The organism is Pectinatus brassicae (genome assembly GCF_014201835.1).
Classification (GTDB): Bacteria; Bacillota; Negativicutes; order Selenomonadales; family Selenomonadaceae; genus Pectinatus; species Pectinatus brassicae.
On record NZ_JACHFH010000004.1, the window covers coordinates 49,496 to 65,015 of the forward strand.

12 protein-coding genes and 1 pseudogene are annotated in these 15,520 nt (G+C 34.3%); 10 read left to right on the forward strand and 3 right to left on the reverse strand.

Annotated elements, in window-relative coordinates; translation table 11 throughout:
• The first annotated feature begins 208 nt into the window (after window positions 1-208).
• Window positions 209-3,037, forward strand: coding sequence for a DEAD/DEAH box helicase (locus HNR32_RS02430; RefSeq protein WP_183859308.1), 2,829 nt, complete (start codon window positions 209-211; stop codon window positions 3,035-3,037).
• Window positions 3,038-3,090: 53 nt separating this feature from the next.
• Here the strand turns inward: HNR32_RS02430 and gnd are convergent, their stop codons facing one another.
• The 3 genes from gnd to HNR32_RS02445 all read right to left on the reverse strand — a co-directional run bounded on the left by gnd (window position 3,091) and on the right by HNR32_RS02445 (window position 6,222).
• On the reverse strand, window positions 3,091-4,503 hold the full coding sequence (gene gnd / locus HNR32_RS02435; RefSeq protein WP_183859310.1) for a decarboxylating NADP(+)-dependent phosphogluconate dehydrogenase: 1,413 nt from the start codon (window positions 4,501-4,503) through the stop codon (window positions 3,091-3,093).
• 309 nt (window positions 4,504-4,812) lie between these two features.
• Window positions 4,813-5,838 (reverse strand): inositol 2-dehydrogenase, encoded by a 1,026-nt coding sequence (iolG, locus tag HNR32_RS02440; protein ID WP_183859312.1) that lies wholly within the window; start codon window positions 5,836-5,838, stop codon window positions 4,813-4,815.
• Window positions 5,839-5,910: 72 nt separating this feature from the next.
• The gene (locus HNR32_RS02445) at window positions 5,911-6,222 is read right to left on the reverse strand and encodes a PTS lactose/cellobiose transporter subunit IIA (protein WP_183859314.1); all 312 of its coding nucleotides are present in this window, start codon (window positions 6,220-6,222) and stop codon (window positions 5,911-5,913) included.
• Window positions 6,223-6,511: 289 nt separating this feature from the next.
• On the opposite strand from HNR32_RS02445, the gene HNR32_RS02450 reads away from it, so the two are divergent.
• The 9 genes and pseudogenes from HNR32_RS02450 (at window position 6,512) to HNR32_RS02490 (ending at window position 15,326) form a co-directional block, all read left to right on the forward strand.
• Entirely contained in the window at window positions 6,512-8,026 is a 1,515-nt protein-coding gene (locus tag HNR32_RS02450) for a CoA-acylating methylmalonate-semialdehyde dehydrogenase (protein WP_183859316.1), read from the forward strand.
• 96 nt (window positions 8,027-8,122) lie between these two features.
• Entirely contained in the window at window positions 8,123-8,551 is a 429-nt protein-coding gene (locus tag HNR32_RS02455; protein WP_183859318.1) for an alcohol dehydrogenase catalytic domain-containing protein, read from the forward strand.
• 65 nt (window positions 8,552-8,616) lie between these two features.
• A complete protein-coding gene (locus tag HNR32_RS02460) occupies window positions 8,617-8,865 on the forward strand; it encodes a zinc-binding dehydrogenase (protein ID WP_183859320.1) in 249 nt (82 codons plus the stop codon).
• A gap of 6 nt (window positions 8,866-8,871) precedes the next feature.
• A complete protein-coding gene (locus HNR32_RS02465) occupies window positions 8,872-9,213 on the forward strand; it encodes an MDR/zinc-dependent alcohol dehydrogenase-like family protein (protein ID WP_183859322.1) in 342 nt (113 codons plus the stop codon).
• A gap of 14 nt (window positions 9,214-9,227) precedes the next feature.
• Window positions 9,228-10,067, forward strand: coding sequence for an AraC family transcriptional regulator (locus HNR32_RS02470; protein ID WP_183859324.1), 840 nt, complete (start codon window positions 9,228-9,230; stop codon window positions 10,065-10,067).
• Between the two features lie 306 nt (window positions 10,068-10,373).
• Window positions 10,374-11,381 (forward strand): annotated as a pseudogene (locus HNR32_RS02475) (Gfo/Idh/MocA family protein).
• Between the two features lie 362 nt (window positions 11,382-11,743).
• Window positions 11,744-11,959, forward strand: coding sequence for a helix-turn-helix domain-containing protein (locus tag HNR32_RS02480; RefSeq protein WP_183859326.1), 216 nt, complete (start codon window positions 11,744-11,746; stop codon window positions 11,957-11,959).
• A 54-nt stretch (window positions 11,960-12,013) separates the two neighbouring features.
• Window positions 12,014-13,168 (forward strand): glycerate kinase family protein, encoded by a 1,155-nt coding sequence (locus tag HNR32_RS02485; RefSeq protein ID WP_183859328.1) that lies wholly within the window; start codon window positions 12,014-12,016, stop codon window positions 13,166-13,168.
• 271 nt (window positions 13,169-13,439) lie between these two features.
• Window positions 13,440-15,326: a type I glutamate--ammonia ligase gene (locus tag HNR32_RS02490; RefSeq protein WP_183859330.1), complete on the forward strand. Its 1,887-nt coding sequence runs from the start codon at window positions 13,440-13,442 to the stop codon at window positions 15,324-15,326.
• Window positions 15,327-15,520: the final 194 nt, after the last annotated feature.

The following is a 15,520-nucleotide window of genomic DNA, read 5'->3' on the forward strand; positions in this document are numbered from 1 at the left end:
TTAGCACTCTCAATAAGTGAGTGCTAATTTCTAATTAAAAATATACAACCATTTAATCAAAATGTCAAGAAAGCATCGTAAAATTATTGATATTTTCTCTAATAAAATATTAAATTTTTCTCTGTGATCTTTATCAAGGTGACAAACATCACATCCTATGTTATATAATAACATATATTGAACACATTACAAATTTCTGGAGGATTATATGAACTTAAATAAGTTTCTTTCTAATAATAATGACACTATGCATTCAGAACTTATTTATAATGATGCTGTTGACAAAAAAAGTGTTATCGCCATTCTTGAAAAATCTCTTTATAGCTGTACTAAATTTTACTTTATCGTTGCTTTTATCACCAGAAGCGGTGTATTACTATTAAAAGATTGTCTTAAAGCCCTCGAACAAAAGCATATTTCCGGCTGTATTTTAACAACAGACTATCTCTGCTTCAGCGAGCCGGAGGCGCTGGAGGAACTGCAGCAATTTTCTAATATCAAAATACGAATTTACAATAAGGAAAACTTCCATATAAAAGGCTATATTTTTGAGTATGACAATAGTTTCACCTATCTTATTGGCAGCTCTAACCTTACACAAAATGCCTTAAAAGCCAATAAAGAATGGAATGTAAAATTAAATTGCCAAACCACTTCATCTTTTCATCAAAAAACATATAAAGAATTTGAAAAACTTTGGCAAAATTCCCAAATACTTACTATTGATTGGCTGGAAGAATATAAAAAACACTATAAAAAAGTTATCACATCAACAAATAAAGGAAATATTTTCACAAATACTGCTGTTTTTCATCCCAATATTATGCAGCAAAAAGCTTTAACCGCCCTAAAAAACCTGCGGCATAATAAGGAAAATAAAGCTTTATTAATATCAGCCACTGGTACCGGCAAAACAATATTAAGTGCTTTAGATGTGAAATCATTTAAACCACAGCGACTGCTTTTCATTGCCCATCGGGAACAGCTCTTAAAGCAAGCCGAAACAAGTTTTAAACTTGTTCTTGGTAATAATATTAACAGCGGCTTTTTAACAGGACAGCAAAAAAATTATTCTGCCAATTATCTGTTTGCTTCCATAAATATGCTCGGACGGGCTGATGTTTTAAAACATTTTACCCCGACACATTTTGATTATATTATCATCGATGAATCACATCGCTCAGGTGCTCCTACCTATCAGCAGCTTATTGCATATTTTAAGCCGCAGTTTATTTTGGGCATGACCGCAACACCAAATAGGACCGATAACTTTATAATCAATAAATTATTTGATTATAATATTGCTTATGAAATCAGGCTGCAGGAGGCTATGCAGGAAAATCTCCTTTGCCCTTTCCATTATTTTGGTATTGCTGATATTAAAATCAATAATAAAACGATTGATGATAATAGCGCCTTTACTGATCTAACTGCAACAGCACGCGTAAATCATATAATTGATAAAGCCAGATTTTACGGACATTCTTCTGAACGGGTACGCGGTCTTGTTTTTTGCCGCAGTGTTGCTGAAGCAGCGGCTTTATCTCTAGACTTTAATCAGCAGGGATTCTTTACTACTGCCTTATCTGCCACTGACACTCCCGCTGCCCGCAATACTGCTATAAAAAAACTGGAACAGGTCCCCCGCATTAATGGTCTTGATTATATATTTTCCGTCGATATTTTTAATGAAGGCATTGATATTCCGGCTGTTAACCAGATAATTATGCTGCGTCCCACAATTTCACCGATCATATTTACCCAGCAACTGGGACGCGGACTACGCAAATATAACAATAAAGACTATGTTGTAATTCTTGATTTTATCGGCAATTACAATAATAACTTTATGATTCCCATAGCCTTATTTGGTGATACTTCCTACAATAAGGATAATTTACGCCGTGTCCTAACAGAAGGTAAGCAAACTTTATATGGTGCCTCTACCGTAAGTTTTGATGCCATTGCCCAAAAACGTATTTATGACGCAATTGATACCGCCCGTTTAAGTGATACTGCTCTATTAAAAAGAAGTTATGAAGATTTAAAACATAAATTGAACCATATTCCATCATTTAATGATTTTTCTAACTTTGGCAGCATTGATATCTTAAAATATATCGAAAAATTTGGTTCTTATCATACTTTTTTGCAAAAATACGAACCTGCGTATAATATTAAATTAAATGAGATTGAAGAAGAAATTTTATTATATATCAGCAAACGTTTTGCTGCTGGTAAACGCATCTTAGAAACAGCTGCTTTAATTTTGCTTATTAACAATCCCAATAATTTATTCATCCGATTGGAAAATTTTTTACAGCAAAACTATCAGCTTATTTTACCTGTTGCAGCCAAAACATCATTGATAAATAATCTTACCAATAAATTCACCATTAAAAATGAACAGGAAAAATATCAGCATTGTATTTTTATAAAAAATGCAGGCACTGATTACTCTAGCAGCGAGCAATTTCAGCAGTGCCTGCAAAATCCTTTATTTAAACATAAACTTTTATCTTTATTAAATTTTGCCCAAGAACGCTATACCAACAATTATCAGCAGCATTATAACAATACCTGTTTATGCTTATATCAAAAATACACCTATGAAGAAGTTTGCTATCTCTTAAATTGGCCGCATAAAATAAATCCCAATGCCATGGCCGGCTATTTTTATGAAAAAACTACCCATACCATGCCTGTCTTTATCAACTATATCCCCGCTGATAAAAAACGTGTTGCCTATACCAATGAATTTTTATCGAATCAACAGATAACAGCTTATTCCAAACTCAATCGTAAACTCGACTCCACTGATGCCCAGCATATTTATAACGCTACCACTGAAAAAAATAAAATCTATCTGTTTATACGTAAACCATATGAAGATAAAAACAGCAAAGAATTTTATTTTCTTGGCGAAATAACAGCTGTTGGGCAGCCTGTTTCAGCTCCAGAGTTTAACGGCTTTAAAACAACTTATGAATTGGCTGACCCTGTACGAGATGATATATTTAATTACTTAACATCATAAATATTCCTTTAATCCTATTTTTTCTTTAGTATTCATACGAAATTAAACAAATATTATTTTTTATAATGCTCTGACCATTCATGGTGGAACACACCACCTTTATCCACCCGCTCAAAGGTATGCGCTCCGAAATAATCACGCTGTGCCTGTATAAGGTTGGCTCCGATCTGCGGACTGCGATGCGCATCAATATACTGCAGTGCATTAGAAAATGCTGGCACAGGAAGCCCTGTATTCACCGCCGTACATATGATTTTACGCAAATCAGACTGATTATTATTTATATTTTCCATGAAAAATTTATCAAACATTAGATTTTCAAGATTTTTATTTTGACTATATGCCTTTGTAATTTTACTTAAGAATTCGGCCTGAATAATACAACCCGCCCTAAATATTGCAGCTATTTTACCATAGTCAAGCTGCCAATTATATTCTTTACCAGCCGACCGATATAAGGAAAACCCCTGAGCATACGCAATTATTTTAGCAGCATACAGGCTTTTTCGCACAGCTTCTATAAAATCATTATCTAATTCTTTTTTATATACAGGCGTATCAATTTGCTGCTGGGCTAATTTCCGTTCTGCTCGTAAATTAGAAAGTACTCTTGTATTACAGGCCGCTGTAATCATGGAAATATCTATCCCCTGCTTTAATGCTTCAATGCTTGTCCAGCGACCAGTTCCTTTTTGCCCGGCACTATCGACAATTTTATCAATAATCTGTCCACCAGCTGTATCATCTTCTGCAAAAATATCTGCTGTTATGCCAATAAGGTAACTATGCAGTTCTCCCTGATTCCAATCATTAAATATTTCCGCAATTTTTTTATTATCATATCCGCCAACATGACGAAGCAATAAATACGTCTCGCTGATAAGCTGCATATCGGCATACTCTATGCCATTATGAACCATTTTCACATAATGGCCGGCACCATTTTCACCAATATAAGTACAGCATGGTTCATTATCTACATGAGCTGATATTGCTTCTAATATAGACTGTATATGGGGATATATTTCTTTACTCCCCCCAGGCATTATCGACGGCCCAAACCTAGCCCCTTTTTCACCGCCCGATATACCAACGCCAAAATAATTTATGCCTTTTTCCTTCAAATAATTGAATCTTCTTATGGTATCTTGAAAAAAAGAATTGCCACCGTCAATAATAATGTCACCATTATTAAGCTGCGGTAATAATTCTTCAATTAATAAATCAACCGGTTTGCCGGCTTTAATCATCAGCATTACTTTCCGCGGTCTTTGTAATGATCCTAAAAATTCGGGCAAATTATAAAATCCCCGCATATTTTCATGCGTATTTTTTTCTATAACCGTTTTAGTAATTTCAGCTGTACGATTATAAGCTGCTACCTTGAAACCATGGTCAGCCATATTGAGTGCTAAATTACTGCCCATCACTGCCATGCCTATAACACCAATATCCATTTGTGACATATTATCAATCCTTTCTACAAATGACATTTATTTATAAATATGGAAAGATTCATTCTTTTTAGTTAAATTTTACCATTAAACACTATTTGTAACAATAATATACACCTAAAAAAAGCAGCACAGGGATTAATTAATCCCTGCGCTGCTTTTTTATAAAGAGGATAATTTATAATATAGGCAATAAATGGTTACTATTTCCGTAGAAACTTCACAACCATTCCATCTAAAAATTAATTTACTTTAAACTAAATAGTACAAGGGGAGTGGTCAAGCAAATTATAATTAGAAAAGTTACCTTAGGAGAGCTTTTTATAATCCTGCATCTTTTTTTATTTCTGCAATAGTTACAGGACGATTTTTCGCTACTGATTTTTTAGCGGCCAATCCAATAAGTACTGGCTGTAACCCATCATTTGCATTTACTATTGTAGCAGTATCGTTCACAATAGCTTCAACAAATGAGTCTATTTCAGCTGCATATGCCATCATATAGCGCTGCAGGAAGAAATACATTGGTTTTTCTCCAGTAACACCATTTTCATTACTCAGTACAGCCAACGAATCGCTATCATTACCAATGGCTATAGATCCTTTACTTCCAAACACTTCAGCTCTTTGGTCATAACCATAAACAGCTTTACGGCAATTATCTATTACAGCTGTTGCACCATTTGCTAATTTCATTGTTATAACCGCGGTATCAATATCGCCAGCTTTTCCAATTTCAGGATCAACTGTCACTGATCCCACTGCATAAACTTCTTCTACTTCACTGTCAGATAAATAGCGCACCATATCAAAATCGTGAATTGTCATGTCAAGGAAAATACCACCTGATACTTTAACATATTCGATTGGCGGAGCTTCAGGATCACGTGAAGTAATTTTTATTATCTGCTGTTTTCCAATTTTTCCAGCCTGAACTGCATCTTTTATTGCTTTAAAATTATGATCAAAACGACGATTAAAACCTACTTGATATTTTAGACCAGATTTTTCAACAACATCCAGTACTTCTTTTATTTTCTTTACATCATGATCAATTGGCTTTTCACAAAATACATTTTTACCAGCTTTAATAGCTTCCATTGATATGGAAGAGTGAGTATCTGTTGATGAACATATTAATACTGCTGAGATATCTTTATCTTCCAATATTTTCTTATAGTCAGTATATGCATTTTCAATTCCCAATGAAGCTGCCCATTTTTTTCCGTCATCGTTTAAATACGGATCGGCTACTGCCTTAATTTTTGCATTCTTTACGAATTTTGTAATACTTTCACCATGTACTCTGCCAATACGACCAATTCCAATAATTCCAACATTTATCATTTATATCACCTTTATATTAATACTATTTAAACAAATATATATAATCAGATTATTTTATTTATGTAAAACAAATTATTGACGAAGTTCCTTATATATATCAATCATTTGTTCAACAATCTTTTTATTTAAAACTGTAGAACTAACATAATCCTGAGCGTGTACTAATAGTACTGAATACTCATGTTTCTCGCCATTTGCCTCATTTTTAATAAGGTTTGTTTGTAGCTGATGTGCCTTTATCAAAAGTTCATCAGCTTCTTGCAGCTTCTTCTCTGCTGCTGCAAAATCAGCTTTTTTTACATCTTCCAGCGCTTTAAACTGTAATGCCTGTGCATCTCCTGCCCCTGCAATCATACTGTAAGCAATTTGATCTAAATTTTCCATTTTAATGCCCCTTTCTAAACTTTACCTTTAATTGATTATATTGTGGTTATTTATTGATCAACTATTGATTATAAAATATCATTTTTTTATGCAATGTCAATAATAAAAAAAAGAAAATTTATTTTTATTATCAATTGACTATTTATACTAAATATACTAAACTTGTAACAAATACATACTCATTTTATTACTAAAACAAAACCATATTATAATTAATAGTAAGTAAGTTTGCTATTTGCCTATTTAATAGGTTCAATAGATAATAATATTATTTAATGGGGGTAACACAATGGCAATAAAAAAACTACAGTATTTCGTAAATGGAACATTTAAGGATTCAAAATCAACCAAAATTGTAAATGTTTATGATCCTAGTACTGGCAGCATAATTGCTGAAATGCCTTGCTGCACGGAAGATGAAGTAAACGAAGCAGTAGCTGCTGCTAAAAACGCTTTTAAATCCTGGTCTACTACTGCACCCAGTAAAAGAGCTGCAATAATGTTTAAAGTCAAAGAACTTCTTGATACTCATTTAGATGAACTCACGATGATGGTTGCTAAAGAAAATGGTAAATGTTGGGAAGAAGCTAAAGGCGATGTTTTAAAAGCCATTGAACCAACAGAACTTGCCTGCGGTATTCCCTCCCTGCTTGCCAGCGAAGGAGAAGCTTTATTTGATGCCTCGCGCGGCTATGATACCATCCGTTATCGTGAGCCACTTGGTGTTTTTGCCGGTATTGCTCCTTTTAACTTTCCTGCAATGATACCAATGGGTTGGATGACCCCAATGTGCATTGCCTGTGGTAATACTATTGTCTTAAAGGTATCCAGCAATACACCTATGACCTCACTGCGTATTGCTGAGCTCTATAAAGAAGCCGGCGTTCCAGATGGTGTTGTAAATATAGTGCCCTGCACTCGCAACGAAGCTGAAATGCTCTTATCACACCCTGATATAAAAGGTATAACTTTTGTTGGAACAACAACTGTCGGCTTACATATTTATTCTGAAGCTGCTAAAACCGGCAAAAGAGTCCAGGCTTTATGCGAAGCTAAAAACCACGCTTTAATTCTTGAGGATGCCCCTATCGATAGGACTGCTGCCAGTATAATCAATGCATCTTATGGCTGTGCTGGCGAACGCTGCATGGCTCTGCCTGTAATTGTTGTTCAAGACAGTATTGCCGACAAATTAGTTGCTGCCATTGTTGACCAAGCCAAAAACATGAAAATAGGTCCTGCCTATGATAAAAACAGCAAACTCGGCCCAGTAATAGATGATAAGCATCGCCAACGCATTATTGCTTGGATTGAAAAAGGTATAAGTGAAGGGGCCAAACTAGTATTAGATGGACGCAATATTATCGTTGACGGCTATGAAAACGGCTTTTACCTTGGGCCTACAATTTTAGATCATGTTACTTCTGACATGACTGTCGGACAAAGAGAAATTTTTGGTCCTGTTTTATGTATAAAACGCTGCAAAGATTTTGAAGACGGTTTAAATATGATGAATGCCAATCCATTTGCCAATGGCTCTGCTATTTTTACACAAAATGGTCACTATGCCCGGGAATTTGCCCGTCGCACCGATGGCGGAATGGTCGGCATAAATGTAGGCATACCTGTACCAATCGGCATGTTCCCTTTTAACGGACACAAACAATCCTTCTTTGGTGACCTGCATTGCCTTGGTCGTGATGGTGTTCGCTTCTATACTGAAAGCAAGGTTGTTACTTCACGCTGGTTTGATGAAGAAGCAAAAAAAGAAAAAGAAGTTTCTACCTGGGATGGCACTATCTAATTATTAGATAAGCGAACTGTGTTACGCTGGAATCACATATCCTTTAACATATGATTCCAGCATAACAATGATTTTATCTATTTTAGGAGAATTATTTTGAAAGCTGTTATTTTCAATTCTACACAAGGCATAATAAAAAAAGAAATTCCCTTACCAGCAATGAAAAATAACGAATTATTATTAAAAGTGCAAACCTGTGGCATTTGCAGCAGTGATATAAAAACACTTACGCATGCCCGAGAAGCTATCCAATCGCCAATTATATTAGGACATGAATTTACTGGTGAAATTGTTGATATAAGTACTGATAATGATAATTTTACGATAGGTCAACGGGTAGTTGTGTCACCGACTATTGGCTGTGGTCAATGTTATTTTTGTAAAACAGGAAATCAGCATCACTGTATTCATAAAAAAAATTTGCTAGTGATTATAATGGTGGTTTTGCTGAATATGTTAAAATTCCTTCTGCAGCAATCACTAACGGGAACATTAATCTTATTCCAGAATCTCTCGATTATCTAAGTGCCACTTTAACAGAACCTTTAGCTTGTGTATTAAATGGCCAGGAAAACTTACAAATTAACCCTATGACTTCCGTGGCTGTAATCGGTGCCGGACCAATAGGTTTATTACATGCAGAAACTGCTAAATTATATGGTGCTAATAAAATAATTTTAATAAATAAAAGTCCGTCACGATTACTGTTGGCAAAAAAATTTAATTATGATGCCTATGTTGATTTATCCAGTTCTTCTACAGATGAATTATTAAACAATCATTACTACCAAAATATCGGAGTTATTATTGTTACTGTTGCTTCTCAAGCTGCCATATAATTAGCATTGCAGCTAGCAGCACCATTAGGTAAAATTTGTTTATTCAGCGGCATGCCTAAAAACAGCGCACAAATTTCATTAGATTTAAACCTTATTCATTACAAACAGCTCTCATTATACGGTACATCATCTTCTTCACCATATCATAATCAAACCGCCCTAAATCTGCTAGCCAATAATAAAATAAATGCTCATAAAATTATAAGCCATATTGGTACTTTAGATAAATTTGAAGAATGTTTTAATTTTGCCCAAACGCATAAAGGTTTAAAAATCATTACGACACCTACCATTGAGGATTTACAGGACAATTTAAAAACTTTTCCTGAACTACATATTATAAACTAAATTGGATGTTTACTATGAATAATTTTCTAGATGAGAATAACATTAAATTAAATAACTCTTTTTATGTTGATGAAACCTACAGTAAAGACCATATTCATATGGTCCATTCACATAAAACACTTGAACTGCTGTATATCTATAGCGGCTGTGGCCGATATTTTATTGGCAGCAGAGAATATGCTGTCAATAATGGCGATATAATTATCTGCAATGCTAATATTTTACATGGTGAATCACCATTACAAAAACATACTATGCAGACCTACTGCTACTCTTATGATAATGTAAAAATCAAGCATCTGCCGATAAACACCTTGACTTTGCCCGAAGAAAAACCTCTATTTGTCATATCAAAAGAACTCTTATGTCATTTCAATTCATTAATGCCAATGATACATAACTATTTCCATAAAGGAAATTCACAAATAGCAAAACATTTATCTATAAGCTTATTATATATGCTGTACAATGAAATACTAACCCATCAAAAAGCAAAAACGACTTTATCCGAACAAAAAAATGACAATTTAGTCCGAAATATTACTGCTTTTATTGACGATAATTATAAGGAAAACCTCACACTGGAAAAAATCAGTAAAACATTTCATATCAGTCCTTCTCGTCTTTCTCATGTATTCAAGGAAGAAACCGGGCTTTCGCCCATTCAATATGCTATTCATCGCAGAATTGGTGAAGCTCAAAGTTTACTTATAGAAAGCGATGCCCCTATTCAAGATATTGAAGAATCGCTGGGTTTTTGCAGCAGTGTTCATTTTTGCATGATGTTTAAAAAATATATTGGCATTACACCAAAAAGCTATCGTCAACACTTTAAAAGATCTTGTAAAAAATGATGCCTGATGATTTAAAAAATTCATCAGGCATCATTTTTTGTCTCAATTCAAGTAATTGCAGTATTTTATAATTCCATTATATTTTTTTCTTATTAATCTATATTCCCCGGTATTAATACAGCAATATCTTAATAACATCTATGCACCTATTTTGTTATACTTTAATAAAGTTAGTGAATTATTTAAATTATAAAAAAATTTATTTTTATTTAAATAATTTTGACTGCTATATTTAAACAAGATTATATAATGAACTCATCATTAAATTGAAGTTTCATCCATAATCATTTTTAGGAGGTTCTTATTATGAAAGAATTTTTACAGATTGGTGTAGTTGGGACAGGTGCTATCGGCCGCACCCATATTGAAAGAATTAACCAAACGCTTCAAGGCGCAAAAGTTGTTGCCTGCGCTGATGCAAATATTGATTTTTGCAAATCAATTGCGCAAAAATATAATTTAAAAGCTTTTGCAACCGGCGAAGAAATGATCACTGCCAACGAGATTGATGCTGTTGTTGTAACTACTCTTGATCCATTCCATGAAGAATATGTAATGGCTGCTATTAAAGCCGGCAAATTTGTTTTCTGCGAAAAACCACTTGCGCCAGAAGCTAAAGCATGTAAAAGAATTGTTGATGCCGAAATAGCTGGCGGCAAACAATTAGTTCAAGTTGGTTTTATGCGTCGTTATGATCCAGGTTATGGTCAATTAAAAAAACTTATAACTTCGGGAAAATATGGTGCTACCTTAATGCTCCATTGTGCCCATCGTAATCCTACAGCTCCTGGCTTTACCACTGATATGCCTGTTGAAAATTCAATGATACATGAAATTGATGTTTTACGTTGGCTTATTGGGGAAAATTATGCAAGTGCTGAAGTTGTTTTCCCTAAAACCACAAAATTTGCTGATGGTGACTTAAAAGATCCTCAAATAATGTATCTTACAACTGAATCAGGTATAAGAATTGATGTAGAATCTTTTGTCAACTGTCAATACGGCTATGATATTAAATGTGAAGTCGTTTGTGAAAAAGGTGTTCTTAATTTACCTGAACCTGCTAATGCTATGGTTCGCAGTGATGCCGCACGCATTACGCCTATCTGCAAAGACTGATCAGAACGCTTTGTTGATGCATACAATATTGAATTCCAAGAATGGATAAATTCCTGCAAAGAAGGAAAAGTTACTGGTCCATCTGCATGGGATGGCTATTTAGGTCAGATTACTGCCAAAGCTGCTTCTAAAGCTCGTGATACTCAAACTAAAGTAGAAATTAGCATACCGCAAAAACCTGCATTTTATAAATAACTTCCCCTATTTATATCCAAAATAATCAAGGAAATATTATATCCTCCCTTCTAAAAAACTTTCTATAAAAAGATTGATTATATTAATTAAATAGTATATAATTTAATTAATAAATATTAGTGTTGCTTTTATTGATATAACTAAATATAAAATGTGCAGAACATTTTGGTGGGTGGTAGGGATGCAATAATAACCGTATGGTTATATTTGCATCCTTTTTTATATTTTAATTAACAAACAATTCTGTTAATTAAGTGATACATCTGCTGTATCTGTTATAAAAGTCAGGATAACAATATCCTGGCTTTTTTTTGTATTTAGCACACTAAATTTCAATATTTTTTTCTAGGAGTGGTTAGAATATGAATATAAAAGTTTATCGTAAAAAACTAAAAATTACTCAATCTGATTTGGCGGCAAAAATGAATGTTACACAAGGAGCGATTGTTCAATGGGAATCTGGTATTTGCTTTCCCCGTGCTGATAAATTACCAATGCTGGCTAATATTCTCAACTGCAGTATTGAAGAACTTATCATGCCCGAGGTAATGCTTTCCAGTACAGCAAAGCTACATTAAATTTAAAATAAAATTAGCAACTATTAATAATAATTGCCGATATTGGATATTATTATGAAAAATAAAAAATTTATTATCATGCCTGATTCATTTAAAGGCACAATGACTTCTATGGAAATCTGTTCTATTATGAAAAAATCATTATTACTGCACTTCCCAACAGCCAAAATTATTTCTCTGCCTGTAGCCGATGGTGGTGAAGGAACTGTTGATGCTTTTATTACTGCCAACGGCGGTCAAAAAATTGACCTTAATGTAACAGGACCATATTTTAAAAAAATTCCTGCATTTTATGGAATTCTTCCTGATAATACCGCCATAATAGAAATGGCCGCCGCCGCTGGACTTCCGTTAGTTGGCAATAAGCGTCATGCCGAACAAACTACCACTTTTGGAGTGGGCGAACTTATAAAAGATGCTATTGATAATTATAACTGCCAAAAAATTATCATTGGTCTAGGGGGAAGCTGCACCAATGATGGTGGCTGTGGCATGGCCGCCGCGTTAGGTGCTGTCTTCACAGATACTGTTGGTCAACAGTTTATTCCTATTGGCAAAACCTTACATAATATAGCTTCTATTGATATTTCGGCTATCAAGGAAAATTATTCTGGTGTATGTTTTTCTGCCATGTGTGATATTAATAACGAATTATGCGGTTCCAACGGGGCTGCCGCTGTTTTTGCCCCGCAAAAAGGTGCTGATGCAGCAACGGTTGATTTATTAGATAATGGATTGTATCATTTTGCGGCAATATTAAAAACACAGCTGCAAAAGGACACCCTTCACCTAAAAGGAGCTGGTGCTGCTGGTGGTATGGGAGCTGGTATCTTCGCCTTTCTTAATTGTGATTTAAAAAGTGGTATTGATATTATTCTAAATACTGTAAATTTTGATAATATCTGCGAAGATTCTGATATTATATTTACCGGTGAGGGTAAAATAGATCAACAATCTATTCAAGGCAAAGTCATAAGTGGCATTGCACAGCGAGCAAAAAAACACGCTATACCTGTTATTGCCGTAGTCGGCAGCATTGATAATGATATTGATGCTGTTTATGATTTAGGTGTCACCGCAATATTTAGTATCAATCGTCAGCCACTATCCTTTTCTAAAAGTGCTCCTCACAGCAAAAATAATCTTTATCTGACTATGGATAATATTGTCCGTTTAATTAAACTGTTCCCAAATAAAAATATTAATTAATATACTTAGCATTTTTTTACTATATCTTTATAAAATTTAATATATTTTTATATTTTTTTTATATACTTATGAGTTTTTAGTAAATACTTGCAAAATATACTATAAACCCCTAGACAAACACAAATAGATATGCTAAGATATGAATCGTAAACATGTTAACAAGGCAATGGGGCCATATGATGTTCTGATTTCTACATATTATTATGAGGGATTAGTGTATTCATATGGTTTTTTTATTGCTTAATTTCTAAAATATAAAGGTGGTTTTCTTATGGACGATTTACTTCTCGTTATCCCTGCTAATTCTGAAAAAGAAGATATTTTAAGCAAATTAAAAGAACATCCGGAAATTAAATTTGTTTCATTAGTAGGTATTGATTTAGCTGGTAATGATACAGATGAAAAAATCCCTGTAGAATTATTCTTAGACGATATTGATAAATTCTATGAAGGTTCGGCAGTACAAACTGATGGTTCTTCTGTTGTCCTGACTAACATTGCAACTTTGAATAATGCTAAAGTTGATATGCCAGTTGACCCTGCTGTTAATTGGTTTGTTGATTATAACTGGGAATATGGCGATGAAGCAACCGGCAAACCTGTTGGTACCCTTCGCATTCCGGCATTTTTAATTCATGAAGGCAAACGTGTTGATTCACGTGCTGTTCTTACTGATACTTTATCTTTTGTAAAAGAAAAATTAATGGCATTATTTGCTAAAAATGATACTATCTCTGGCCTTGAACATATCAAAGGCAGCGATGTTGAAGATGTTTTATTCACCTCTGCTACTGAACTCGAATTTTGGGTAAAAACGCCACTTGCTGAAGCTGATATTCCTGAAATGAGCGCATCTCAGGTTATGCAGGAACAATACTGGCAGCGTACCCGCGGCGCAGTTCGTTCTGCACTTGAACAGACAATCATGTTCATGCAGGAATACGGACTTGAACCAGAAATGGGTCATAAAGAAGTTGGCGGCATGAAAGGTCATATGGACAGTGATGGTCATATGGGACATGTTTGCGAACAAATTGAAATTGACTGGAAATTTGCTAACGCCGTTCAAGCTGCTGATAACGAATTATTCGTTCGTACTTTAGTAAAAGAAGTTTTCCGTTCTAACGGTCTTGAAGTGAACTTCAAAGCAAAACCAATGATCGGTCTTGCTGGTAACGGTGAACATACTCATATTGGGATAGCTGCTAAACTAAAAAGCGGTAAAATCATTAACTTGTTCTCTCCTAAAGAAATGACCAAAGATTTCATGAGTGCAATTGGTTATGGTGCAATCATGGGTCTTTTGAAAAACTATGAAGTAATTAATCCATTCGTTTCTTCCACAAATGATTCTCTTAATCGCTTGAAACCTGGTTTTGAAGCACCTGTATGTATTGTAACATCACTTGGTCATAAACCAGAAATACCTTCCCGTAATCGTACTATCCTAGCTGGTCTTGTTCGCGACATTAACAGCCCAATGGCTACACGTTTTGAATTGCGCGCTTGCAATCCTTATACCAATACTTATGTAGCTTTAGCTGCAATTTACTCAGCTATCTTAGATGGTGTTACTTATTCTATTGACAAAACAACTGATGCTCTTCTAGCTGAGCTTTCTAAAGAAGCTGGAACTACTGCTGGTTATTTGGAAAAAGATCGTGCATATCGCAGTGAAGAAGATGTATTTGAAGATTACAGTCAGGAAGAACGCGATCATCTGTTCTCCATCCCACCTGCTACTGTTTGGGAAAATATGCAGGCACTTAAAAACTTCCCTGAAAAACGCAATGTTGTTACTGCCGGTGGTGCTTTACGCGATCAAATCATCGATGCTTTTGTTGCTGGTGAACTTCTTCGTTGGAAGACTGAACTTATCAGCCGCATAATCCCTGAAAACCGTACTATTGTCAGTGCTTGTCAGGAAATCAAATCCAATTTTGTAACTGATCAGGATTCATACAACTGGAATAAAATCAATGGTACTCGCTGCTATCTTGCTAAAGACAGCATTGATGAAAAATCCTTGTTTACCTTACTGATAAAAGCATTAAACGAAGGTGATTTTGCTACTGCTTCCGGTTTACAGGTTGAAATGTACGATAAAATGGAAGAATTAAAATCTCTTTATGCTGATTATAAAATGAATATGATTTAATATTTATTATAAGCTGCTTTACTAAACGCAGGGGTAAACACAAATTTACTCCTGCTAATTTATTTATTGGACAAGTAAGTAAATTAAACATTCCTGTTTTTTCTATAATATCTAATTTATCTGAATTTTTTATTGACTTTAACTATTATTAATAATATAATATTTTTTGGTAACTAGTTATACTATTAAATATT